21 protein-coding genes are annotated in these 23,586 nt (G+C 57.4%); 9 read left to right on the forward strand and 12 right to left on the reverse strand.

Features of this window, described 5'->3' with window-relative positions:
- Positions 1–3 precede the first annotated feature (3 nt).
- The 7 genes from dapB to folA all read left to right on the forward strand — a co-directional run bounded on the left by dapB (position 4) and on the right by folA (position 9,195).
- Positions 4–825 carry a 4-hydroxy-tetrahydrodipicolinate reductase gene (gene dapB, locus BMF08_RS08895; RefSeq protein WP_072570497.1) on the forward strand — a complete coding sequence of 274 codons (822 nt, stop codon included), beginning with the start codon at positions 4–6 and terminating at the stop codon, positions 823–825.
- A 453-nt stretch (positions 826–1,278) separates the two neighbouring features.
- Positions 1,279–2,427, forward strand: a complete 1,149-nt coding sequence (gene carA / locus BMF08_RS08900) for a glutamine-hydrolyzing carbamoyl-phosphate synthase small subunit (RefSeq protein WP_072570498.1) — start codon at positions 1,279–1,281, stop codon at positions 2,425–2,427.
- Positions 2,428–2,445: 18 nt separating this feature from the next.
- The gene (gene carB, locus BMF08_RS08905) at positions 2,446–5,670 is read left to right on the forward strand and encodes a carbamoyl-phosphate synthase large subunit (RefSeq protein WP_072570500.1); all 3,225 of its coding nucleotides are present in this window, start codon (positions 2,446–2,448) and stop codon (positions 5,668–5,670) included.
- A 187-nt stretch (positions 5,671–5,857) separates the two neighbouring features.
- Positions 5,858–6,091, forward strand: a complete 234-nt coding sequence (locus tag BMF08_RS08910; protein WP_072570501.1) for a YgdI/YgdR family lipoprotein — start codon at positions 5,858–5,860, stop codon at positions 6,089–6,091.
- 144 nt (positions 6,092–6,235) lie between these two features.
- Entirely contained in the window at positions 6,236–6,766 is a 531-nt protein-coding gene (gene kefF / locus BMF08_RS08915; RefSeq protein WP_072570502.1) for a glutathione-regulated potassium-efflux system oxidoreductase KefF, read from the forward strand.
- Complete coding sequence (gene kefC / locus BMF08_RS08920; RefSeq protein ID WP_072570503.1) at positions 6,759–8,624, forward strand: glutathione-regulated potassium-efflux system protein KefC; 1,866 nt, start codon at positions 6,759–6,761, stop codon at positions 8,622–8,624. Before kefF ends, kefC begins: the two co-directional genes overlap by 8 nt.
- Before the next feature lie 91 nt (positions 8,625–8,715).
- On the forward strand, positions 8,716–9,195 hold the full coding sequence (gene folA / locus BMF08_RS08925; protein ID WP_072570504.1) for a type 3 dihydrofolate reductase: 480 nt from the start codon (positions 8,716–8,718) through the stop codon (positions 9,193–9,195).
- Positions 9,196–9,238: 43 nt separating this feature from the next.
- Here folA and apaH read toward each other — a convergent pair whose 3' ends face one another.
- The 6 genes from apaH to lptD are packed head-to-tail and all read right to left on the reverse strand — an operon-like array spanning position 9,239 to position 15,968.
- A complete protein-coding gene (apaH, locus tag BMF08_RS08930) occupies positions 9,239–10,087 on the reverse strand; it encodes a bis(5'-nucleosyl)-tetraphosphatase (symmetrical) ApaH (protein ID WP_072570506.1) in 849 nt (282 codons plus the stop codon).
- 4 nt (positions 10,088–10,091) lie between these two features.
- Positions 10,092–10,469 (reverse strand): Co2+/Mg2+ efflux protein ApaG, encoded by a 378-nt coding sequence (gene apaG, locus BMF08_RS08935; protein WP_072570508.1) that lies wholly within the window; start codon positions 10,467–10,469, stop codon positions 10,092–10,094.
- Positions 10,470–10,472: 3 nt separating this feature from the next.
- Positions 10,473–11,294, reverse strand: a complete 822-nt coding sequence (gene rsmA, locus BMF08_RS08940) for a 16S rRNA (adenine(1518)-N(6)/adenine(1519)-N(6))-dimethyltransferase RsmA (protein WP_072570510.1) — start codon at positions 11,292–11,294, stop codon at positions 10,473–10,475.
- Positions 11,291–12,277: a 4-hydroxythreonine-4-phosphate dehydrogenase PdxA gene (gene pdxA / locus BMF08_RS08945; RefSeq protein ID WP_072570511.1), complete on the reverse strand. Its 987-nt coding sequence runs from the start codon at positions 12,275–12,277 to the stop codon at positions 11,291–11,293. The genes rsmA and pdxA overlap by 4 nt, the downstream gene beginning before the upstream one ends.
- Positions 12,277–13,563, reverse strand: coding sequence for a peptidylprolyl isomerase SurA (gene surA / locus BMF08_RS08950; protein WP_072570513.1), 1,287 nt, complete (start codon positions 13,561–13,563; stop codon positions 12,277–12,279). Before surA ends, pdxA begins: the two co-directional genes overlap by 1 nt.
- A gap of 53 nt (positions 13,564–13,616) precedes the next feature.
- Positions 13,617–15,968, reverse strand: a complete 2,352-nt coding sequence (lptD, locus tag BMF08_RS08955; protein ID WP_072570514.1) for an LPS assembly protein LptD — start codon at positions 15,966–15,968, stop codon at positions 13,617–13,619.
- Between the two features lie 197 nt (positions 15,969–16,165).
- On the opposite strand from lptD, the gene djlA reads away from it, so the two are divergent.
- Entirely contained in the window at positions 16,166–16,978 is an 813-nt protein-coding gene (djlA, locus tag BMF08_RS08960) for a co-chaperone DjlA (protein ID WP_072570516.1), read from the forward strand.
- A gap of 41 nt (positions 16,979–17,019) precedes the next feature.
- Here the strand turns inward: djlA and hemW are convergent, their stop codons facing one another.
- Genes hemW through BMF08_RS08985 form a run of 5 tightly spaced genes read right to left on the reverse strand, consistent with a single transcriptional unit; the run spans position 17,020 to position 20,326 of the window.
- Positions 17,020–18,156: a radical SAM family heme chaperone HemW gene (hemW, locus tag BMF08_RS08965; protein ID WP_072570517.1), complete on the reverse strand. Its 1,137-nt coding sequence runs from the start codon at positions 18,154–18,156 to the stop codon at positions 17,020–17,022.
- Positions 18,149–18,742 carry an XTP/dITP diphosphatase gene (locus tag BMF08_RS08970; RefSeq protein ID WP_072570519.1) on the reverse strand — a complete coding sequence of 198 codons (594 nt, stop codon included), beginning with the start codon at positions 18,740–18,742 and terminating at the stop codon, positions 18,149–18,151. Before BMF08_RS08970 ends, hemW begins: the two co-directional genes overlap by 8 nt.
- Before the next feature lie 8 nt (positions 18,743–18,750).
- The gene (gene yggU, locus BMF08_RS08975; protein WP_072570521.1) at positions 18,751–19,041 is read right to left on the reverse strand and encodes a DUF167 family protein YggU; all 291 of its coding nucleotides are present in this window, start codon (positions 19,039–19,041) and stop codon (positions 18,751–18,753) included.
- Positions 19,038–19,604 (reverse strand): YggT family protein, encoded by a 567-nt coding sequence (locus tag BMF08_RS08980; RefSeq protein ID WP_072570523.1) that lies wholly within the window; start codon positions 19,602–19,604, stop codon positions 19,038–19,040. The genes yggU and BMF08_RS08980 overlap by 4 nt, the downstream gene beginning before the upstream one ends.
- 8 nt (positions 19,605–19,612) lie before the next feature.
- Positions 19,613–20,326 carry a YggS family pyridoxal phosphate-dependent enzyme gene (locus tag BMF08_RS08985; protein ID WP_072570524.1) on the reverse strand — a complete coding sequence of 238 codons (714 nt, stop codon included), beginning with the start codon at positions 20,324–20,326 and terminating at the stop codon, positions 19,613–19,615.
- Between the two features lie 16 nt (positions 20,327–20,342).
- On the opposite strand from BMF08_RS08985, the gene BMF08_RS08990 reads away from it, so the two are divergent.
- Positions 20,343–21,320, forward strand: a complete 978-nt coding sequence (locus BMF08_RS08990) for a type IV pilus twitching motility protein PilT (protein ID WP_072570526.1) — start codon at positions 20,343–20,345, stop codon at positions 21,318–21,320.
- Between the two features lie 3 nt (positions 21,321–21,323).
- On the opposite strand, the gene BMF08_RS08995 is transcribed toward BMF08_RS08990, so the two are convergent.
- Entirely contained in the window at positions 21,324–23,582 is a 2,259-nt protein-coding gene (locus BMF08_RS08995; protein WP_072570528.1) for an FAD-dependent oxidoreductase, read from the reverse strand.
- Between the last annotated feature and the right edge of the window lie 4 nt (positions 23,583–23,586).

The following is a 23,586-nucleotide window of genomic DNA, read 5'->3' on the forward strand; positions in this document are numbered from 1 at the left end:
ACTATGCAAGAGGCAAACATCCGCGTGGCCATCGCGGGAGCCGGTGGCCGTATGGGTCGCCAGCTGATCCAGGCGGCACTGGCAATGGAAGGCGTGGCGCTCGGCGCGGCCCTTGAGCGCGACGGATCGTCGCTGCTCGGCAGCGATGCGGGTGAACTGGCGGGCGCGGGCACAACCGGCGTTACCGTGCAGAGCGATCTTGAGGCCGTGAAAGACGATTTTGATGTCTTTATCGATTTTACCCGCCCGGAAGGCACCCTGGCGCATCTGGCCTTCTGCCGCGAGTACGGCAAAGGCATGGTGATAGGCACCACCGGCTTTGACGACGCGGGCAAAGCGGCCATCAGCGAGGCCGCGCAGGACATCGCCATTGTCTTTGCGGCGAACTTCAGCGTTGGCGTGAATGTGATGCTCAAGCTGCTGGAGAAAGCGGCAAAAGTGATGGGCGATTATACCGACATCGAAATTATCGAAGCGCATCACCGCCATAAAGTGGATGCGCCGTCAGGCACGGCGCTGGCGATGGGTGAAGCCATTGCGCAGGCGATGGATAAAGATCTGAAGGAGTGCGCGGTGTACAGCCGTGAAGGGTACACCGGTGAACGCGTGCCGGGCAGCATCGGTTTTGCCACCGTGCGCGCAGGCGACATCGTGGGTGAACATACGGCGATGTTTGCCGATATTGGCGAGCGCATTGAAATTACGCACAAAGCCTCCAGCCGGATGACCTTTGCCAATGGTGCGGTTCGCTCGGCGTTGTGGCTCAAATCTAAGCGAAACGGTCTTTTTGATATGCGTGATGTGCTGGATCTCAACAGTTTATAGCCTTTATTACCTCTCGTGATGTGGTTGTGGTAATCATAATTAATTGATTACATGGGGCAATATTTTATTGCCCCTTTATTTTTGCTCTTCATTGATATTTTTCTATTAAACCTCTAAAAGTTGCAATCTTCTTCGGTTTATTTGTTTCTGTAATGTAAATTTTGACCATCTGGTCCGGTTTTGCAGGGTGCCAGACAAATATTCCAGTTTTCTAACCGCGCAAGCGTTTTCCTGCCTGATATAGCTGATCTTTTCACTGCCTTTGCCTTCTGTGGTTTGTCAGAGACGCAAAAACATAAATAAAAATGGTCGAACGGGTAGACTTTTGTCTCACCTGTCTCTAGAATGCCGCCGTTTGCCGAAAATTCGCGGGTAAGCAAATTTGCATTGATTCACGGGCTCATTATGAATTAATATGCAAATAAAGTGAGTGAATATTCTCTGGAGGGTGTTTTGATTAAGTCAGCGCTATTGGTTCTGGAAGACGGAACCCAGTTTTACGGTCGGGCCATAGGGGCAACAGGTTCGGCGGTTGGGGAAGTCGTTTTCAATACTTCAATGACCGGTTATCAAGAAATCCTCACTGATCCTTCCTACTCCCGCCAAATCGTTACTCTTACTTATCCTCATATCGGTAATGTCGGCACCAATGCTGCTGACGAAGAATCCTCTCAGGTACATGCGCAAGGCCTCGTCATCCGTGACCTGCCGCTGATTGCCAGCAACTACCGCAATCAGGAAGATCTCTCCTCTTACCTGAAACGCCATAACATCGTGGCGATTGCCGATATCGATACCCGTAAGCTGACGCGTCTGCTGCGTGAGAAAGGGGCGCAAAACGGCTGCATCATCGCCGGTGATAACCCGGACGCGGCGCTGGCGCTGGAAAAAGCGAAAGCTTTCCCCGGCCTTAACGGTATGGACCTGGCGAAAGTCGTGTCCACTCAGGAGAGCTACAGCTGGACGCAGGGGAGCTGGACGCTTGAAGGCGAGCTGCCTGAAGCCCGCGCGGAAAGCGAGCTGCCGTTCCATGTGGTGGCCTACGACTACGGCGCGAAGCGCAACATCCTGCGCATGCTGGTGGATCGCGGCTGCCGTCTGACGGTTGTCCCGGCGCAAACCCCGGCAGAAGAGGTGCTGAAAATGAACCCGGACGGCATTTTCCTCTCCAACGGCCCCGGCGACCCGGCACCGTGCGATTACGCCATCGAGGCGATTAAAACCTTCCTCGATACCGATATTCCGGTGTTCGGCATCTGTCTCGGCCATCAGCTGCTGGCGCTGGCCAGCGGTGCCAAAACCGTGAAGATGAAATTTGGTCACCACGGCGGCAACCACCCGGTGAAAGACGTTGAAAACAACGTGGTGATGATCACCGCCCAGAACCACGGTTTTGCGGTGGACGAGTCCACCATGCCGTCAACGCTGCGCGTGACCCACAAGTCGCTGTTCGACGGCACCCTGCAGGGCATCCATCGTAACGATAAACCGGCGTTCAGCTTCCAGGGGCACCCGGAAGCCAGCCCTGGCCCGCACGATGCCGCGCCGCTGTTCGACCACTTTATTGAACTGATCAAGACTTACCGTTCTGTCGCCAAATAATCAGGAGCCATAAAAGCCATGCCAAAACGTACAGATATAAAAAGCATCCTGATCCTTGGCGCTGGCCCGATTGTTATCGGCCAGGCCTGTGAGTTCGACTATTCCGGCGCGCAGGCGTGTAAAGCGCTGCGTGAAGAGGGTTACCGCGTTATTCTGGTGAACTCTAACCCGGCCACCATCATGACCGACCCGGAAATGGCCGACGCGACCTATATCGAGCCGATCCACTGGGAAGTGGTACGCAAAATCATCGAAAAAGAGCGCCCGGACGCCGTACTGCCGACCATGGGCGGCCAGACGGCGCTGAACTGCGCGCTGGAGCTGGAACGCCAGGGCGTGCTGGAAGAATTCGGCGTGACCATGATTGGCGCGACCGCCGACGCCATTGATAAAGCCGAAGACCGCCGCCGTTTCGACATCGCCATGAAGAAAATCGGCCTCGACACCGCCCGCTCCGGTATTGCGCATAATATGGAAGAAGCGCTGGCGGTTGCCGCTGACGTGGGTTATCCGTGCATTATCCGTCCGTCCTTTACCATGGGCGGCACCGGCGGCGGTATCGCTTATAACCGCGAAGAGTTTGAAGAAATCTGTTCCCGCGGCCTCGACCTTTCGCCAACCAAAGAGCTGCTGATCGATGAATCGCTGATTGGCTGGAAAGAGTACGAAATGGAAGTGGTGCGCGATAAGAACGACAACTGCATCATCGTCTGCTCTATCGAAAACTTCGACGCCATGGGCATCCACACCGGCGACTCCATCACCGTTGCGCCAGCGCAGACCCTGACCGACAAAGAGTATCAAATCATGCGTAACGCCTCGATGGCGGTGCTGCGTGAAATCGGCGTCGAAACCGGCGGCTCTAACGTCCAGTTCTCGGTGAATCCGAAAAACGGTCGCCTGATTGTTATCGAAATGAACCCGCGCGTTTCCCGCTCTTCGGCGCTGGCCTCGAAAGCCACCGGCTTCCCGATTGCTAAAGTGGCGGCGAAACTGGCGGTAGGTTACACGCTGGACGAACTGATGAACGACATCACCGGTGGCCGTACTCCGGCCTCGTTCGAGCCGTCCATCGACTATGTGGTCACCAAGATCCCACGCTTTAACTTCGAAAAATTCGTCGGCGCTAACGACCGCCTGACCACGCAAATGAAATCTGTGGGCGAAGTAATGGCGATTGGCCGCACCCAGCAGGAGTCGCTGCAAAAGGCGCTGCGCGGTCTGGAAGTGGGCGCAACTGGCTTTGACCCGAAAGTGAGCCTTGACGATCCGGAAGCGCTGACCAAAATCCGCCGCGAGCTGAAAGACGCGGGCGCCGAGCGTATCTGGTATATCGCCGACGCCTTCCGCGCCGGGCTGTCCGTTGATGGCGTGTTCAACCTGACCAATATTGACCGCTGGTTCCTGGTACAGATTGAAGAGCTGGTGCGTCTGGAAGAGAAAGTCGCGGAAGTGGGCATTAACGGCCTCGACGCGGATTTCCTGCGTACCCTGAAGCGTAAAGGCTTTGCCGATGCGCGTCTGGCAACCCTGGCAGGCGTGCGCGAATCCGAAGTGCGCAAACTGCGTGAGCAGTACAATCTGCACCCGGTATATAAGCGTGTGGATACCTGCGCGGCGGAATTCGCCACCGATACCGCTTACATGTACTCCACCTATGAAGAAGAGTGCGAATCGAACCCGAACCCGGATCGCGACAAAATCATGGTGCTGGGCGGCGGTCCGAACCGTATCGGCCAGGGCATTGAGTTTGACTACTGCTGCGTGCACGCCTCGCTGGCGCTGCGTGAAGACGGTTACGAAACCATCATGGTGAACTGTAACCCGGAAACCGTCTCCACCGATTACGACACCTCCGACCGTCTGTACTTTGAGCCGGTAACGCTGGAAGACGTGCTGGAAATCGTGCGTATCGAGAAGCCGAAAGGCGTGATCGTCCAGTACGGCGGCCAGACGCCGCTGAAACTGGCGCGTGCGCTTGAAGCCGCAGGCGTACCGGTTATCGGCACCAGCCCGGATGCCATCGACCGCGCCGAAGACCGCGAACGTTTCCAGCAGGCGGTGGATCGTCTGAAGCTGAAGCAACCGGCGAATGCGACCGTGACGGCCATCGAAATGGCGGTCGAGAAAGCGAAAGAGATTGGCTACCCGCTGGTGGTGCGCCCGTCCTACGTGCTCGGCGGCCGCGCGATGGAAATCGTTTATGACGAAGTGGATCTGCGTCGCTACTTTATGACTGCCGTCAGCGTCTCCAACGATGCGCCGGTACTGCTGGATCGCTTCCTGGATGATGCGGTGGAAGTGGACGTTGACGCCATCTGCGACGGCGAAATGGTGCTGATTGGCGGCATCATGGAGCACATCGAACAGGCTGGCGTACATTCCGGTGACTCCGCCTGCTCTCTGCCAGCCTACACGCTGAGTCAGGAAATTCAGGACGTGATGCGTCAGCAGGTGCAGAAGCTGGCCTTCGAACTGCAGGTGCGCGGCCTGATGAACGTGCAGTTTGCGGTGAAAGACAACGAAGTCTACCTGATTGAAGTGAACCCACGTGCGGCGCGTACCGTGCCGTTCGTCTCCAAAGCCACCGGCGTGCCGCTGGCGAAAGTGGCAGCACGCGTGATGGCAGGAAAATCGCTGGCCGAGCAGGGCGTGACCAAAGAGATCATCCCGCCGTACTACTCGGTGAAAGAAGTGGTGCTGCCGTTCAACAAGTTCCCGGGCGTTGACCCGCTGTTAGGGCCGGAAATGCGCTCTACCGGTGAAGTGATGGGCGTGGGCCGTACCTTTGCGGAAGCCTTTGCCAAAGCGCAGCTGGGCAGCAACTCGACCATGAAGAAAACCGGTCGCGCACTGCTGTCGGTGCGTGAAGGCGATAAAGAGCGCGTGGTGGATCTGGCGGCCAAACTGCTCAAGCAGGGCTTCGAGCTGGATGCCACCCACGGCACCGCAATTGTGCTGGGTGAAGCCGGTATCAACCCGCGTCTGGTGAACAAGGTGCATGAAGGTCGTCCGCACATTCAGGATCGTATCAAGAATGGCGAATACACCTACATCATCAACACCACCGCAGGCCGTCAGGCGATTGAAGATTCCAAACTCATTCGCCGCAGCGCGCTGCAATATAAAGTGCATTACGACACCACCCTGAACGGCGGCTTCGCCACCGCGATGGCGCTGAATGCTGATGCCACCGAGAAAGTGATTTCGGTGCAGGAAATGCACGCGCAGATCGGTAAGTAAATTGTCACCCCGTCACCCGGTAAACGCATGTTGCCGGGTGACGCTTCGCTTGTTTCTGCCTGTCTGTTTCACTGTTGTTATTTCGTAACCCATTCAGAGTGTTCTGTGTTTTCTCCCGCTCGCAGTTGTTTCATCTACAGTTAAATTATCCGGAACAAAAATTCACTGAAAACGCGGGGAGAACACCATGCGACATAAACTTTTACTGGCTTCACTTTTTGCAGCGACAACCATGATGACCGTTGCCGGTTGCTCATCAAACCAGGAAGTAAAAACCACCGACGGCAGCACCATCGTCACCGACGGTAAACCGGAAGTCGATAATGACACCGGCATGGTCTCCTATAAAAACGCCAAAACCGGTCAGACCGAGCAGATTAACCGTGACCAGCTGAAAGGCATGAGCGAGCTGGATAACTAATCTGCACCAGCCTGATAAAGACGCCCTGTTACCTGCCGGTAACGGGGCGTTGTTTTGTAAACGGCTTATAAGTTTTCGCTGTAAGCGCAACCATTAACTGTCTACACTCAGGGCAAATATAAGCACGGTGCAGACAGGTTACTCATGATCCTTATTATTTATGCCCATCCCTATCCGCGGCATTCCCATGCGAATAAACGGATGATTGAGCAGGCAGAGACGCTCGACGGCGTGGAAATCCGCTCTTTATACGAACTTTACCCCGACTTTAATATCGACATCTCTGCCGAACAGGCGGCGGTGGAACGCGCCGATCTCATCGTCTGGCAGCATCCGATGCAGTGGTACAGCGTACCGCCGCTGTTGAAACTGTGGATGGACAAAGTGCTCTCCCACGGCTGGGCCTACGGCGAGGGCGGTCACGCGCTGCACGGTAAACAGCTGCTGTGGGCAGTGACCACTGGCGGCGGCAAACACCATTTCGAACTCGGTGCCCATCCGGGCTTCGATGTGCTCTCGCAGCCGTTGCAGTCCACCGCGATCTATTGTGGCCTGCAATGGCTGCCGCCTTTTGCCATGCACAATACCTTCGTTGACGACGACGAAACCCTTCAGGCGCAGGCGCGCCACTATAAACAACGTCTGACTGACTGGCAGGAGACACATCATGGATAGCCATACGCTCATTCAGGCGCTGATCTATCTGGGATCCGCCGCGCTTATCGTGCCGGTCGCTGTGCGCCTCGGCCTCGGATCCGTTCTGGGTTATCTGATTGCGGGCTGCATCATCGGCCCGTGGGGTTTGAGACTGGTGACGGATGCGCAGTCGATTTTACATTTCGCAGAAATCGGCGTGGTGCTGATGCTGTTCGTCATCGGCCTTGAGCTGGATCCGCAGCGGCTATGGAAATTGCGCGCTTCGGTATTTGGCGGCGGCGCGCTGCAAATGCTGGCCTGCGGTCTGCTGCTTGGCGCGTTTTGTATGGCGCTGGGCCTGCGCTGGCAGGTGGCGGTGCTGATCGGCCTGACGCTGGGACTGTCTTCTACCGCCATTGCCATGCAGGCAATGAACGAGCGCAACCTGATGGTCTCGCAAATGGGCCGCAGCGCCTTTGCCGTGCTGCTGTTCCAGGATATTGCCGCCATTCCGCTGGTGGCGATGATCCCGCTGATGGCCGCCAGCGGTGAAGCCATGACGCTCGGCAGTTTTTCACTTTCGGCGCTGAAAGTGGTGGGCGCGCTGGCGCTGGTGGTATTGATTGGCCGTTATGTGGCGCGACCGGCGCTGCGTTTTGTGGCGCGATCCGGCCTGCGGGAAGTATTCAGCGCCGTGGCGCTGTTCCTGGTGTTTGGCTTCGGTCTGCTGCTGGAAGAAGCCGGTTTGTCGATGGCAATGGGCGCGTTTTTAGCCGGGGTATTGCTGGCAAGCTCCGAGTATCGTCATGCGCTGGAAAGCGACATCGAACCTTTCAAGGGACTGCTGTTAGGGCTGTTTTTCATCGGCGTCGGCATGTCCATTGATTTCGGGACGCTGGTGACGCATCCGCTGCGCATCGCCGTTCTGCTGCTGGGTTTCCTGGTGATCAAAACCCTGGTGCTGTGGCTGATTGCCCGTCCGCTGAAGGTGCCGGGAAAACAGCGCCGCTGGTTCGCCGTGCTACTGGGGCAGGGGAGTGAGTTTGCCTTTGTGATCTTTGGCGCGGCGCAGACGGCGAACGTGCTGGATCCCGAATGGGCGAAGGCGCTGACCCTGGCGGTGGCGCTGTCGATGGCCGCCACGCCGATCCTGCTGGTGCTGCTGACGCGTCTGGAAAATGCCGCTGTCGGCCAGCCGCGCGAGGCGGATGAAATTGATGAAGAACAGCCGCGGGTGATCGTCGCCGGGTTTGGACGCTTCGGGCAGATCGCCGGTCGTTTGCTGCTCTCCAGCGGCGTGAAAATGGTGGTACTGGATCACGATCCTGACCATATCGAAACGCTGCGCAAGTTTGGCATGAAGGTATTTTACGGCGACGCCACGCGGGTGGATCTGCTGGAGTCCGCTGGCGCGGCGAAGGCGGAAGTCTTTATCAACGCCATCGACGATCCGAAAACCAACCTGCAACTGACGGAGCTGGTGAAAGAACATTTCCCGCACCTGACAATTATCGCCCGCGCCCGCGACGTTGATCACTTTATTCGTCTTCGCCAGGCTGGTGTCGAAAGGCCTGAGCGTGAAACCTTCGAAGGAGCGCTCAGACTTGGACGTATGGCGCTGGAAGGGTTGGGGCTGGGTCAGTACGAGGCGCGCGAGCGTGCCGATCTGTTCCGTCGTTATAATGCGCAGATGGTGGAAGAAATGGCGCAGGTGGATAATGACACCCAGTCCCGTGCGGCGGTGTACAAACGTACCAGCGCGATGCTGAGTGAAATCATCACTGAGGATCGTGCGCATCTGTCGCTTATTCAGCGCCACGGCTGGCAGGGCACGGAAGAGGGCAAACACACCGGCGATCCGCGGGATGAACCGGCAGTGAAGCCGTCAGCAGAATGAAAAATTTTATCATTCTTTACCCTGTCGCCAGTCGACGTGAGAATGCGCTTTACGTATAGTGGCGACAATTTTTTGCACCGGGATACATTCAATGATCAGTCTGATTGCGGCGTTAGCGGTAGATCGCGTTATCGGCATGGAAAACGCCATGCCGTGGAACTTGCCTGCCGATCTCGCCTGGTTTAAACGCAATACCTTAAATAAACCTGTGGTGATGGGCCGCCTGACCTGGGAGTCCATCGGACGCCCGCTGCCGGGACGTAAAAATATCGTCATCAGCAGCAATCCGGGGACTGACGATCGCGTGCAGTGGGTCTCTTCTGTGGATGAGGCGATTGCCGCCTGCGGCGACGCGGAAGAGATTATGGTGATCGGCGGCGGTCGGGTTTACGAGCAGTTCCTGCCGAAAGCGCAGCGCCTGTATCTGACCCATATTGATGCAGAAGTGGAAGGGGATACCCATTTCCCTGACTACGAGCCGGATGACTGGGAATCGGTGTTCAGCGAGTTTCACGATGCCGATGCGCAGAATTCGCACAGCTATTGTTTTGAGATTTTAGACCGCCGGTAATGCTCTGTTCCGCCCACGCCTGACCGGTGTGGGCGGACATCCCTCAGAATGACGCCGCTTCGTCTTCGCCCAGATCCAGCTGGCGATTCGAATGCTGCGCAAACCAGGTTTTATCTTCCCAGCGCAGACAGGTCAGCACGCCGCCCCAGCAGCAGCCGGTATCCAGCGCATAAATGCCTTCCGGCGTGCCTTTTCCTTCCAGCGATGCCCAGTGACCAAAAGCGATGCTGTACTCTTCCGCCACCGGTCCCGGAATCGCAAACCAGGGTTTCAGCGGGGCAGGGGCATTCTCCGGCACGTCTTTACAGTACATATCCAGTTGCCCGTTCGGGAAGCAGAAGCGCATGCGGGTAAAGGCGTTGCTGATAAAGCGTAAACGCGCCAGCCCGGCCAGTTCCGGCGACCAGTTGTTCGGCATATCGCCATACATGGCGTCGAGGAATAACGGGTAAGTGTCGCTGGCCAGCACGGATTCGACGTCTCTGGCGCAGGCGATGGCGGTTTCCAGATCCCACTGCGGTGTAATACCTGCGTGGGCCATCACCAGTTTTTTCTCTTCATCCACCTGCAACAGCGGCTGACGGCGCAGCCAGTTGATTAGCTCGTCGGCGTCCGGCGCTTCCAGCAGCGGCGTAATACGATCTTTCGGCTTGTTACGGCTGATGCCCGCATACACGCCCAGCAGATGCAGGTCGTGATTGCCCAGCACCATGCGCACGCTGTCGCCAAGCGATTTCACAAAGCGCAGCACGTCCAGCGACGCCGGACCCCGCGCCACCAGGTCGCCCGTTAGCCACAGCGTGTCCATCTGCGGATCAAACTGCACCTGCTTTAATAATGCGATCAGTTCATCGTAGCAACCGTGAACGTCGCCAATCAGATATGTTGACATGTGATTAATGAATAAGTGTAGGGACGGCGAGTCGGAAAACCGGAATGGCAATGCGGAAAGCATTCCCCTGGGCATCGATCATTTCATAATGACCCTGCATGGTGCCCAGCGGCGTTTCAAGGACTGCGCCGCTGGTGTACTGATATTCGTCGCCGGCGTCGATATGCGGCTGCACGCCGACGATACCTTCGCCCTGGACTTCGGTTTCACGGCCGTTGCCGTTGGTGATAAGCCAGTAGCGCCCGAGCACCTGCACAGGCGTCCGCCCCAGATTTCGTATGGTTACGGTGTACGCAAAGACATAACGTTCAAGCTCCGGTGCTGACTGAGACTCAATATAAACGCTCTGTACCTGAACACATACGCGGGGCGAATTGCTCATGACTTAACTCTCCTTCGGCGGCGTATTATCAATAAGGTAATTCGCCAGCTGGCAGTATTGCGCCACAGAGATGTTCTCTGCGCGGGCGCCAGGATCAATACCAAGCGAGGCGAGAACCTCGACGCTGAACAAATTACCGAGGCTGTTACGAATCGTTTTACGACGCTGGTTGAATGCTTCGGTCGTGATACGACTCAGTACGCGAACCTCTTTTACCGGATACGGCGGCGTGGCGTGCGGTACCAGTCTGACGACCGCGGAATCCACTTTTGGCGCTGGCGTAAAGGCCGTCGGCGGCACTTCAAGCACCGGGATCACCTGGCAATAATATTGCGCCATCACGCTTAAACGACCATACGCTTTACTGTTTGGTCCTGCAACCAGGCGATTCACCACCTCTTTTTGCAGCATAAAATGCATGTCGGCAATGGCACCAGTATAGCTAAACAGGTGGAACATTAACGGCGTGGAGATGTTATACGGCAGGTTGCCAAACACGCGCAAAGGCTGGCCGAGGGTCGTGGACAGCTCTTCGAAGTTCATTGTCATGGCATCCTGCTGATAAATCGTCAGCTTAGGGGCCAAAAACGGATGCGTTTGCAGGCGGGCCGCCAGATCGCGATCCAGCTCGATCACGGTCATTTTATCCATGCGCTCGCCAACCGGCTCGGTCAGGGCGCCAAGGCCCGGGCCGATTTCGACCATCGCCTGACCGGGTTTAGGGTTGATCGCCGAAACGATACTGTCGATCACAAACTGATCGTTGAGGAAGTTTTGCCCGAAGCGTTTGCGGGCAAGATGGCCCTGATGGACTCTCGTATTCATTGAGTATTAATAATCATTTTGATGGCGAGATTAAGCGCCGTAATAAAACTGCCGACATCGGCTTTCCCGTGGCCCGCCAGTTCAAGGGCAGTACCGTGGTCAACCGAGGTGCGAATAAAGGGCAGGCCGAGCGTAATATTTACCCCGCGGCCAAAGCCCTGGTATTTTAGCACAGGCAGGCCCTGATCGTGGTACATCGCCAGCACCGCATCGGCGCGATCGAGATATTTAGGCTGGAACAGCGTGTCGGCGGGTAACGGACCGCTGAGATTCATCCCCTGCGCGCGCAGTTCATTGAGCACCGGAATGATGGTATCGATCTCTTCCGTACCCATATGCCCGCCTTCCCCGGCGTGCGGGTTCAGGCCGCAGACCAGCACGTGCGGTTCACCGATGCCAAATTTAGTGCGCAGATCGTGATGCAGGATGGTGATCACATCGCGCAGCAGGGCCGGGGTAATCGCGTCTGCTACGGCTTTAATGGGCAGATGCGTCGTCGCCAGCGCCACGCGTAGTTCTTCCGTCGCCAGCATCATCACCACTTTGCTGGCCTGCGCGCGTTCTTCAAAGAATTCGGTATGACCGGTGAAGGGCACGCCGGCGTCGTTAATCACGCCCTTGTGTACCGGCCCGGTCACCAGCGCGGCAAATTCACCGTTCAGGCAGCCGTCGCAGGCGCGTGCCAGGGTTTCCACCACATAGGCACCGTTCGCCACTGACAGCTGTCCTGCCACCACGGGCTCGCGCAGCGCCACGGGTAACAGCGTTAAGGTACCGGCGCGTTGCGGCTGCGGGGGATTTTCAGGTTGCCAGGGAAGCAGCGAAAGCGACAGACCGAGCTGGGCGGCCCGGTCTGTGAGAAGTGCTGCGTCGGCGCAGACCACCAGTTCCATCGGCCAGTCGCGCTGGGCGAGCTGAACGACGAGGTCGGGGCCAATCCCGGCGGGTTCGCCGGGAGTGATAACGACACGCTGAACGTTCATTAGTTGCTCAGGATTTTCACGTAAGCGCTGGCGCGTTGTTCCTGCATCCAGGCTGCGCCTTCTTCGGACATTTTACGGTTCATCAGCATGCGGTACGCGCGATCTTTCTGCGCCGCATCGGTCTTGTCGACGTTACGGGTGTCCAGCAGTTCAATCAGGTGCCAGCCGAAGGAGGAGTGCACCGGTCCGCTGATCTGGCCTTTGTTGAGCTTAGTCAGCGCATCGCGGAATGCCGGATCGAAAATGTCTGGCGCAGCCCAGCCCAGATCGCCGCCCTGATTCGCAGAGCCCGGATCCTGAGAGAACTCTTTCGCCGCATTAGCAAAGGTGGTTTTGCCACTCTTGATGTCGGCTGCGATCTGCTCGATCTTCACACGCGCCTGGTCGTCGGTCATGATCGGCGACGGCTTAAGCAGGATGTGACGTGCGTGTACTTCGGTCACGGAAATGCTCTGGCTCTGACCACGCAGATCGTTCACTTTCAGAATATGGAAGCCCACGCCGGAACGTACCGGACCGATCACGTCGCCTTTCTTCGCCGTGCTCAGCGCCTGGGCAAAGATAGACGGCAGCTCCTGAATACGGCCCCAGCCCATTTCGCCGCCTTTCAGCGCCTGCTGGTCGGCAGAGTAAGTGATCGCCAGCTTACCGAAGTCATCACCGGCACGCGCCTGCTCAACAATAGAGCGCGCCTGGCTTTCCGCTTCGTTCACCTGATCGGAAGTTGGGTTTTCCGGCAGAGGAATGAGGATGTGGCTCAGGTTAAGCTCAGTGCTGGCATCGTTCTGATTGCCCACCTGCTGTGCCAGAGATTCCACCTCTTGCGGCAGAATAGTGACGCGGCGGCGCACTTCGCCGTTGCGCACTTCGGAGATCAGCATCTCTTTACGGATCTGGTTACGGTAGGTGCTGTAATTAACGCCATCGTAAGCCAGACGGCTGCGCATCTGATCCAGCGTCATGTTGTTCTGTTTAGCGATGTTAGCGATCGCCTGATCGAGCTGCTCGTCAGTGACCTTGACACCCATTTTGGTGCCCATCTGCAGGATGATCTGATCCATGATCAGCCGCTCAAGAATTTGGTGACGCAGCGTGTTGTCATCCGGCAATTGCTGGCCCGCCTGACCGGCGTTGAGTTTCACGGACTGCATCAAACCATCAACGTCACTTTCTAACACCACGCCATTATTGACGACGGCAGCGACTTTATCGACAACCTGCGGCGCAGCGAAACCGGTGTTCGCAACCATAGCGAGACCGAGCAGCAGCGTTTTCCAGTTCTTCATACTTTTTCCATTTCCATTAACCGCAATGCGGATTACGTTGCAAATCAACGACATTACAAAGTAGAACGATAAGGCAGAATGTTCGAACGCAGCATCTGCTGGGTACCCAGACCGTAGTTAGAACTCAGGCCGCGCAGTTCGATGTTAAAGCCGATAACTTTATCGTACTTACTCTGGTTACTTTGTGGATCCCAGCCGTTCAGCTTACGTTCATACCCAACGCGGATAGCGTAGCAGCAGGAGTTATATTGCAGACCGACCATCTGATCCGCCGGTTTGCTGGTGTTGGTATCAAAATAGTACGCGCCGACAATCGACCAGCGGTCGACGATCGGCCAGCTTGCCGCGCCGCCTACCTGCGAGATGCCATCTTTGTATTGATCAGAGGTGACATCATAATTTGGCAGCGCCGCCTGGATATACTCCGGGCTGGCGTAGCGATAGCTCAGCTGTACCATACGGTCTTCGTCGCGACGGTATTCTACTGTCGCGCTGCTGGTGGCTACGTTATCAAGGCGCGTATCGTACTGCACCCCGCCGCGCAGACCCCAGCGGTCAGACATGCGCCAGTAGGTATCGCCTGCCCAGACCAGCGAACCGGTGTTGTTATCTTTTTCCCAGTTAATATTGTCATCCCCGGTACGGGACTCTGAGAAATAGTAGATTTGACCAACAGAAACGTTAAAACGTTCAACCGATTCGTCATCATAAATGCGCGATGTGATACCGGTAGTCACCTGATTAGCAGAGGCGATACGGTCAAGACCGCCGTAAGTGCGATCGCGGAACAGGCCGCTGTAGTCAGACTGCAGCAGCGACGAGTCATAGTTTTTAATGCCGCTCTGGTCACGATAAGGCACGTACAGATACTGCGCGCGCGGCTCCAGCGTCTGGGTAAAGTTTTCCGCCCAGTTCATGTCGCGCTCGAAAACCATTTTGCCGTCAACTTTAAACTGCGGCAGCACGCGACTTACTGAGCTTTCAAGGCCAGCTTTGGTGGCATTGTTATAGTCGTCAATATTCGTTTGCTGGTAATGGGTCGCCATGACCTTAGCTTCGGTGTTCAGGCTGCCCCACTCGTTTGATAGTGGCAAATTGATGGTGGGTTCAAGATGTAAACGCGTAGCCTCCGGCATAATTTCATTCGCGTTAACAAAATGCACAGCCTGAGCATAGACGCGGGTATCAAAGGGACCCACGTCATTCTGGTAGAAGTTCATATCCAGCTGCGGCTCAGCGGAATAGGAGTCGCCGCTCTGGGTATCAAACACCTGGAACTGCTTGGTCGACAGCGTGGCATTGAAGTTTTCAATACCGTAGCCCACGCTGAAAATCTGCGTGGCGTAACCGTCGGTGCTGGAACCGTATTTGGTGGTAAAGTCGTTGAAATAGGTTGGATCGCTGACTTTGGTATAGTTAACGTTAAAACGCCATACCTCATCCAGCACGCCGCCATGCTGCCAGTAGAACAACCAGCGGTGACGATCGCTCTCGGTCGGGTTCTCGTCCTGATAAACTTTATCAGACGGCAGATAGTCAAACTCCACCAGACCTGCGCCCGCCTGGGTCAGATAACGGAATTCGTTTTCCCACTGAATATTGCCACGCTTGTGAATATAGTGCGGGGTAATGGTGGCATCGAAGTTCGGCGCGATGTTCCAGTAGTACGGCAGGTAGAACTCAAAATAGTTCGTGGTGCTGTATTTGGCGTTCGGGATCAGGAAACCTGAGCGGCGTTTGTCGCCAATCGGCAACTGCAAATAGGGGCTGTAGAACACCGGCACCGGCCCGAGCTTAAAGCGCGCGTTCCAGATTTCCGCCACCTGTTCTTCCCGGTCATGGATCACTTCCGAACCCACCACGCTCCAGGTATTTGAACCCGGCAGACAGGAGGTGAAGGTACCGTTATCCAGAATGGTATAGCGGTTTTCACCGCGCTGTTTCATCAGGTCGGCAGTACCACGACCCTGACGTCCCACCATCTGATAATCGCCTTCCCAGACGTTAGTATCTTTGGTATTCAGATTCGCCCAGGCTTTCGGACCTTTCAGAATGACCTGGTTATCGTCGTAATGTACGTTACCCAGAGCGTCGACGGTGCGCACGGGATCGGCCTGGCCTTCCGCCACCTGCTGATGCAGCTGCATCTCGTCGGCCTGCAAACGGCTGTTACCCTGCTGGACATCAACCTTGCCGGTAAACACGGCATCGTCCGGGTAATTGCCTTTCGCATGGTCCGCGTTAATGGTGACGGGCAGTTTATTAGTATCCCCTGTCACCAGAGGGCGGTTATAGCTCGGTACGCCCAGCATACACTGCGAGGCAAGATCGGCCGCCTGTCCGTACTGGCTGTACAGAGCAGAGGCAATCATGGTGGCCAGAAGGGTGGGAATACGTTTATTCATACGTTGTATTTGTTGTTCCGTCATCAGTGGCTTTACGGCTTGCAAACAGTCAGAGACTAACTTACTCACCTTCGCAGCGCTAGTGTTAATCCTGCCCGTGATCGAGCCTGCTAAAGAAGGCTGTGCCTGTGCACGGCATAGAATGACGGGTATGATAATGCAAATTTTAGCCGACGGCATGACGATTTGGGGAGTATATGCAGTATTGGGGAAAAGTGATTGGTGTCGCCATCGCCTTAATGATGGGCGGGGGCTTCTGGGGCGTGCTCCTCGGGCTATTGATCGGGCATATGTTTGACAAGGCACGCAGCCGTAAAATGGCGTGGTTTGCTAATCAGCGTGAACGTCAGTCGCTCTTTTTCGCCACCACCTTTGAGGTGATGGGCCATTTAACCAAATCCAAAGGCCATGTGACGCAGGCCGATATTCAGGTGGCAACCCTGTTTATGGATCGTATGAATCTGCATGGCGACTCGCGTGCCGCCGCGCAGCAGGCGTTTCGCGTCGGCAAGGCGGATAACTATCCGCTGCGCGAAAAAATGCGTCAGTTCCGCAGCATCTGTTTTGGACGCTTCGATCTGATACGGATGTTTCTGGAAATTCAGATCCAGGCCGCTTTTGCGGACGGCTCGCTGCATCCCAACGAACGTGAAGTGCTGTATGTGATCGCCGAAGAGCTGGGCATCTCCCGTATGCAGTTCGACCAGTTCTTACGCATGATGCAGGGCGGGGCGCACTTCGGCGATGGCTATCAGCAGCAGTCCGGCGGCGAATGGCAACAGGCGCAGCGCGGACCGACGCTGGAAGACGCCTGCAATGTGCTGGGGGTGAAACCTGACGCCGACGCCACCACCGTCAAGCGCGCTTACCGTAAGCTGATGAGCGAGCACCATCCGGACAAGCTGGTCGCCAAAGGGCTGCCGCCGGAAATGATGGAGATGGCGAAGCAAAAAGCGCAGGAGATCCAGAAAGCCTACGAGCTGATTAAAGAAGCAAAAGGATTTAAATAAGCAGGCAGTCTTTCCCTTCTCCCTCTCCCGGGGGAGAGGGGCTATTCAGCCAGAAACAGCTCCAGCAGCGAATTGAGGAACAGCTTACCCTGTTCGGTGATCTGCCAGCAGGCTGCCGACTCGGTAAGATAGCCAAGGGCAATGGCCTTATCGATTTGCGGGCGGATCACCGCTTCATCAAGCCCGGTGTAGCGCGTAAACTCCGCGCGCGGCGCCGCTTCCAGCAGGCGGAAGCGGTTCATAAAGAACTCGAAAGGTTTGTCCTCTGCCGCGACATCATGCTGCTTATCAAGGTATGTCCCCTGCATATAGCCGCGCGGATGGCGCGTTTTGGCGGTACGCAAAATCCGCCCGTCCGGGAAGGTGACTTTGCCGTGCGCGCCGCAGCCAATGCCCAGATAATCGCCGAAGCGCCAGTAGTTAAGGTTATGCTGGCACTGATAGCCTGGCTTCGCATAGGCTGAGGTTTCATACTGCACATAGCCTGCGGCGGTCAGTAGTTTGTCGCCCTGCTCAAAAATATCCCACAGCGAATCATCATCCGGCAGCACCGGCGGACGCGAGCCAAACAGCGTGCCCGGCTCAATGGTCAGCTGATACCAGGAAAGATGCGGCGGGTTCAGGGCAATCGCCTGGCGCAAATCATCCAGCGCTTCTTCAAGAGACTGATTCGGCAGACCGTGCATCAGATCGAGGTTAAAACTGCGCAGCCCCAGCCCGGCGGCCAGATGCGCCGCCCGTTTTGCTTCGTCCGGCCCGTGAATACGCCCCAGACGGCGCAGCTTCTTATCGCTGAAGCTTTGCACGCCAATAGAGATACGGTTAACGCCTGCCCGCTGATACTCAACGAAGCGATCCGCTTCCACCGTGCCGGGGTTGGCTTCCATGGTAATTTCAGCGTCAGCGGCGAGGTTAAGACGCGCCCGCACGCCGTCGAGCAGGGTTTGCATCGCCGGACCGGAAAGCAGGCTCGGCGTACCGCCACCGATAAAAATGGTCTTTACTTCACGTCCCTGGGCATAGGCGGCATCGGCGTCCAGATCGCTCAACAGATGCGCCACATAGTCGTCATGGGGCACTTCGCCCTTTAACGCATGGGAGTTAAAATCGCAGTACGGGCATTTCTGCACGCACCAGGGAATATGAATATAAAGACTCAGGGGTGGCAAATTAGCCATTACGCATTGCTTCCAGTAACAGTTTCAGCGCCTGCCCACGATGGGAAATGGCGCTCTTTTCTTCGCGGGTCAGTTCCGCAGCGGTTTTGCCCAGCGAAGGGACAAAGAAAATCGGATCGTAGCCAAAGCCGCCGTTTCCGGCCTGCTCGCGGGTAATAACCCCCTGCCAGCTGCCGTGGCATACCAGCGGCGTCGGATCGTCAGCGTGGCGCATATACACCAGCACACAGTGGAACTGCGCCTGACGTTTATCGTCCGGCACGTCCTGTAATTCTTCGAGCAGTTTTTCGAGATTCTGCTGATCGGTAGCATCAACGCCGGAGAAACGCGCGGAGTAGATCCCCGGCGCGCCGCCCAGCACGTCGACCGCCAGACCGGAGTCGTCGGCCAGCGCCGGTAAACCCGTCACTTTCGCCGCATGGCGCGCTTTGATGATCGCATTTTCGATAAAGGTCAGGCCGGTCTCTTCCACGGAATCGACGCCCAGTTCCGTTTGCGCCACCACGTCGAGGCCGAAATCATTCAACAGCGAGGCAAGCTCGCGCACTTTACCGGCGTTACCGGTAGCGAGGACAACTTTTTGCATAGTGGATCCTAATTGAGTAATGCCGCGACGTCAGTCGGGATAGTTTGCGGATGAATAATTTTAACCTGCTTATGGCGGCCAAGTTCGCCTTTTTCAATCACCACCTGGCTTTTGGCGACGCGGAACTGTTTGGCGAGATATTTTACCAGATGCGCATTGGCCTGGCCGTCCACCGGCGGGGCGGTGATGGCGACTTTCACTTCGTCGCCATGCAGCCCGACAATCGCATCCCGGCTGGCTTTCGGCTGAATATACAGCCGTAAAACCAGCCCGTCTTCACAGGCGCAGACTGCACTCACAGCGCCATCCACAGCCCTGGCAGCAGCATATCGCCGGTCGACTGCAACAGCTCTGCGATACCCATATTGAGCACGTACAGCAGCAGCACGAGGATCATCGGCGAGAAATCAATACCGCCCATCGACGGCAGCAGGCGGCGGATTGGGCGTAACAGCGGATCGGTCAGCTGCATCAGCACGAACTCCACCGGGCTGCGGCCCTGGCTTACCCAGCTCATGATCGCCATCGCCAGCAGCACCCAGAAAATCAGCAGGCCAATGGTTTTAAGCAGGATCAGTACGGCGGCGATCCAGATAATCGGCTGGAAGGTCACCACCATAAACAGCACAATGGCTTTCAGCACGCAGAGCAGAAACGCAACCAGCAGCGAGGCGCTGTCAATCGGCCCCATCGCCGGGATCACCCGACGCAGCGGCCCCACCACCGGCTGGGTCACTTTAACGATAAACTGCGACAGTGGATTGTAAAAATCCACGCGGGCACACTGCATCCAGATGCGCAGCAACAGGATCATCGTATAGAGTTCAATGACCGTCGAGAGCAGGAAAGTCAACGTCTTCATGGCGTTCCTCAGTTTTCCTTATTTTTTGTGTAATCGCGCGCACCAAAGATAGCGGTTCCGATGCGCACCATAGTGCTGCCTGCCGCAATGGCGGCGTCCATATCGTCCGACATTCCCAGTGAAAGGGTGTCGACGGTGGGATAACGCGCTTTGAGCGCGTCAAATGCTACAGCCATTTGCCGTGCCACCGCAAACTGCCTTTCATAATCTGACACAGGCGCGGGGATCGCCATCAGCCCGCGCAGGCGCACGCCGGGCAATTCCGCCACCTGCGCCGCCAGCGCATCCAGTTCGTTCAGGGCGATGCCGGACTTGCTCGCTTCGTCACTAATGTTTATCTGGATCAGGATGTTAAGCGGCGCGAGGGTCGCCGGGCGCTGCTCGCTCAGACGGCTGGCGATACGCAGACGATCCACGGTATGACACCAGTCAAAATGCTCCGCCACCAGACGGCTTTTGTTGGACTGCAACGGGCCGATAAAGTGCCACTCCAGCCCGGCGACGCCCGTCTCCTGAAAGTAGCGGATCTTGTCGACGCCTTCCTGAACGTAATTTTCGCCAAATGCGCGCTGACCCGCAGCGACCGCATCTGCGACTGCGCTCGCAGGTTTTGTTTTGCTCACTGCAAGCAGCGTAACTTCTTCTGAAGCACGGCCGCAACGCGTTGCCGCCGCTGAGATTTTATCCCGAACCTGTGCCAGGTTATGCGCTATATCGTTCATGTTTCCAGGAGGCTTTATGGATATGGAAGAGATCGTGGCCCTTAGTGTAAAGCATAACGTCTCGGATCTACACCTGTGCAGTGACGGGCCGCCGCGCTGGCGACGACAGGGCAGGCTGGAGGCCGCGCCTTTTCCGCCGCCGGATCCCGATGCCCTGTTGCAGGCCACGCTCGACGAGCGGCAGCGTGACGAGTGGCGCACCCGGCGGCAGGTGGATTTTGCCGTTTCGCTCAATCAGCATCGCCTGCGCGCCAGCGCCTTTCGCCACCATCGCGGCATCTCGCTGGCGTTGCGCCTGCTGCCGGATCGCTGCCCGACGCTGGCGGCGCTGGAAACGCCGCCGCTGCTGAGCACGCTACTGGCGCGGGAAAACGGTCTGATCCTGGTGACCGGGGCGACCGGCAGCGGCAAATCCACCACGCTTGCGGCGATGGTCAATGCGCTTAATCATTCGCTGCACGGCCATATTCTGACGCTGGAGGATCCGGTGGAGTTCGTGCACCAGAGTGCGCAATGTCTGATCCAGCAGCGGGAAATCGGCCCGCACTGCGCCTCGTTTGCCGACGGCTTAAGGGCAGCACTGCGGGAAGATCCCGATGTGATTTTGCTTGGCGAGCTGCGCGATAGCGAAACCATCCGGCTGGCGCTGACGGCGGCGGAGACCGGGCATCTGGTGCTGGCAACCCTGCATACCCGTGGCGCGGCGCAGGCGATAGAGCGGCTGGTGGACACCTTTCCGGCGCAGGAAAAAGATCCTGTACGCAGCCAGCTGGCGGGCAGTTTACAGGCGGTACTGGCGCAAAAGCTGGAGGCTGACAGGCAGGGGGGCAGGGTGGCGCTGTTTGAACTGCTGGTGAACACCCCGGCGGTGGCGAATCTTATTCGCGAGGGGAAAACCCACCAGTTGCCCGGCATGATGCAGACCGGGCAGCAGGCAGGCATGCTGACCTTCGCCCAAAGCCACCAGCAGCGGGTGGCGCAGGGCAGGCTTTAAAGATCAGCGCACGTTCAGGGAGTAAACGGCGGGCAGCGCCCCGGCGGTGGCGACGATCTCCAGACGGATGCGCGTGGCGGTTTGCGGCGTCTCAAAATGGTGTTCGCAGACGGAGCGGTGATTGTTGCGCACCTCGGCAAGCAACCGCTCATCGGCCCACAGACGATAATGGGTGATGCAGTGCGGCGTCACGGCCTGATGATGGCCCATCTGCACCGTTTCCATAGCGTTATCAAAGTCATGATCCTGCACCAATGTCAGATGCCGGAAAGTATGCGGCGCGGGCCACTGCCAGGTCACCTGGGGCGCAGGATCCTGCGCGTCGGGCACCCAGCCGTTGCTGTACTGTTCCGGGCGCAGCCGCCCGTTAAGCAGGTTATCCGGGCTGAAACAGCGCAGCGGCGGATCCAGTCGCAGGGCGGGCATCACCTGATGTGGACGGCGGCGCGGTAGCCAGAAGTCGAACTCATCGACGCCGTAATCGCCGTCGGCGACCTGGCGGGTTTGCTTCGCGACGCGGGCATTCAGGCTGTTAAAGACCGTCATTATGCCCGGCAGTGCCGTGTCGGTAAGGGCGATCTCCACGTCGTCCTGCGCCTCAAAGGCGACGAAAACATACTCATCGCGATCGCTCTGCCAGCGGAAGGCGCAGCGGTGCTCGCCTTCACCGGCGACATGCAGCACGCACTGGTCATAATGCAGTTCCGGCGTAAAGTTGCCGGAGCGGGCGCTGCCCATCAGCGTTACGTTCACCGTCCGGCGCTGACCGGCGCGCAGGGTAAAGGTGAGTTCCGGCAGCGACGCCCCGGCTTTGATCGGCAGCAGCAGCGCCATGCTGGCAGAGAGCGACTGCCAGGCGCCGTTGGGTGGCAACTGGCTGAGCGGATATTCACTGCTGGCGCTCACGCTGGCGCCTGCCGCCGGGTCGATCAACTGCTGGCGCGGGATATAACAGCCGGTGGCCTGCAAATGCTGCTGGAGCGCGCCAATATTGTCGCGCCCGGCGAGCTGGCGCGGGGTGAAGCCCTGCTGGTGGCACAGCGCGGCGGCGCGGCCTACCACTTCCCCCAGCAAGCCGCAGGTGCACATCACCCGGGCGCTGCCAAAGGCGACGTGGGTGGCGGAAATCAGGCGTCCGGTTAAGAACAGGTTATCCAGCGAGCGGCTGTAAAGGCTGCGATAAGGAATGGTATAGGTGCCTTTACTGTGAAATTGTCGGCAGCCGTCGTGCGTGCTGTACACCCCGTCAGCCGGATGCAAATCAATCGACCAGCCGCCGTAGGCCACGGCGTCGTAGTGGTCACGCTGCTCAATAATGTCCTGCTGGCACAGCAGATGGTCGCCCACAAACCGGCGGCTTTCGCGCTTGCCGGGGATCGCACCCACCCACTCAATGGTCATGTTGACTGCTTCAGGGAACTGGCCGGAGTTTTTAATATGATCCCAGACGCCCCAGACGATTTTCCACAATTCCCATTTGATGGCTTCGCTTTCGTGCACGGTGTCGAGCCGTCCGCCCCATTCCAGCCACCACAGATCGCAGCCGTTCAGCGTCGAGGTCAGCCGCTTATAGCGCGGGATAGCGGTAATGTCAGGCAGCGCGAAAGAGGGCGGAACAAACTGCACCGGGCCGTCAGTCTGTTTGGTATAGAAATAGATCGAGTGGCCGAGCTTGTGGCCAAAGTTATCGCCGGGGGCCATTTTTTCGCCCAGCTCCGCCATATCTTCCGCGCCTTCGCGGTACTCCGCGCCCGCCAGATAGCCGAGCACGCCATCGCCGGTGGCATCGCAAAACTGGCTGGCGGCCACCTCATAAAAGGTTTCATTGATCGGGTTAAAGGCTTTGACCTGATGAATACACTGCTGATACGCCTCCACTTCAAACACCGCAGTATTAAGCAGCAGCGTCAGCCCCGGCTGGCTTTTCGCCAGATCCAGCAGCACCAGGTCGAACATCACCGGGTTACCCTCTTTGTTGCGCCAGAGGTTCTCTTCGAGGATCTCGCCCATGATGCCGCCTTCCCGCGACCAGCGGTTATTGTTGCCCATATGCGAGGTCGCGCCGTTAGCCCACAGCCGTACTTCGCTGGAGGCATTGCCTCCCAGCACCGGCCTGTCCTGGATCAGCACCACCTGCAAGCCGTCGCGCGCGGCGGCCAGCGCCGCGCAGAGTCCGGCAAGCCCGCCGCCGGCCACCAGCAGGTCGGTTTTCAGCTGCACCGTAGGGAAGGTTCTCGCATCGCGCTGGGGAAAGATTTTCATTATC

Source organism: Enterobacter sp. SA187 (genome assembly GCF_001888805.2).
Classification (GTDB): domain Bacteria; phylum Pseudomonadota; class Gammaproteobacteria; order Enterobacterales; family Enterobacteriaceae; genus Enterobacter_D.

What these genes read in the sequence shown, in the direction of transcription:
- apaH (WP_072570506.1), bottom strand. Translation starts at nt 10,087, where the DNA reads ATGTCAACATATCTGATTGGCGACGTTCACGGTTGCTACGATGAACTG.
- hemW (WP_072570517.1), bottom strand. Translation starts at nt 18,156, where the DNA reads ATGGCTAATTTGCCACCCCTGAGTCTTTATATTCATATTCCCTGGTGC.
- BMF08_RS08970 (WP_072570519.1), bottom strand. Translation starts at nt 18,742, where the DNA reads ATGCAAAAAGTTGTCCTCGCTACCGGTAACGCCGGTAAAGTGCGCGAG.
- surA (WP_072570513.1), bottom strand. Translation starts at nt 13,563, where the DNA reads ATGAAGAACTGGAAAACGCTGCTGCTCGGTCTCGCTATGGTTGCGAAC.
- folA (WP_072570504.1), top strand. Translation starts at nt 8,716, where the DNA reads ATGATCAGTCTGATTGCGGCGTTAGCGGTAGATCGCGTTATCGGCATG.
- BMF08_RS08995 (WP_072570528.1), bottom strand. Translation starts at nt 23,582, where the DNA reads ATGAAAATCTTTCCCCAGCGCGATGCGAGAACCTTCCCTACGGTGCAG.
- kefF (WP_072570502.1), top strand. Translation starts at nt 6,236, where the DNA reads ATGATCCTTATTATTTATGCCCATCCCTATCCGCGGCATTCCCATGCG.
- rsmA (WP_072570510.1), bottom strand. Translation starts at nt 11,294, where the DNA reads ATGAATACGAGAGTCCATCAGGGCCATCTTGCCCGCAAACGCTTCGGG.
- djlA (WP_072570516.1), top strand. Translation starts at nt 16,166, where the DNA reads ATGCAGTATTGGGGAAAAGTGATTGGTGTCGCCATCGCCTTAATGATG.
- apaG (WP_072570508.1), bottom strand. Translation starts at nt 10,469, where the DNA reads ATGAGCAATTCGCCCCGCGTATGTGTTCAGGTACAGAGCGTTTATATT.
- pdxA (WP_072570511.1), bottom strand. Translation starts at nt 12,277, where the DNA reads ATGAACGTTCAGCGTGTCGTTATCACTCCCGGCGAACCCGCCGGGATT.
- BMF08_RS08980 (WP_072570523.1), bottom strand. Translation starts at nt 19,604, where the DNA reads ATGAAGACGTTGACTTTCCTGCTCTCGACGGTCATTGAACTCTATACG.
- BMF08_RS08990 (WP_072570526.1), top strand. Translation starts at nt 20,343, where the DNA reads ATGGATATGGAAGAGATCGTGGCCCTTAGTGTAAAGCATAACGTCTCG.
- lptD (WP_072570514.1), bottom strand. Translation starts at nt 15,968, where the DNA reads ATGAATAAACGTATTCCCACCCTTCTGGCCACCATGATTGCCTCTGCT.
- BMF08_RS08985 (WP_072570524.1), bottom strand. Translation starts at nt 20,326, where the DNA reads ATGAACGATATAGCGCATAACCTGGCACAGGTTCGGGATAAAATCTCA.
- dapB (WP_072570497.1), top strand. Translation starts at nt 4, where the DNA reads ATGCAAGAGGCAAACATCCGCGTGGCCATCGCGGGAGCCGGTGGCCGT.
- kefC (WP_072570503.1), top strand. Translation starts at nt 6,759, where the DNA reads ATGGATAGCCATACGCTCATTCAGGCGCTGATCTATCTGGGATCCGCC.
- carB (WP_072570500.1), top strand. Translation starts at nt 2,446, where the DNA reads ATGCCAAAACGTACAGATATAAAAAGCATCCTGATCCTTGGCGCTGGC.
- BMF08_RS08910 (WP_072570501.1), top strand. Translation starts at nt 5,858, where the DNA reads ATGCGACATAAACTTTTACTGGCTTCACTTTTTGCAGCGACAACCATG.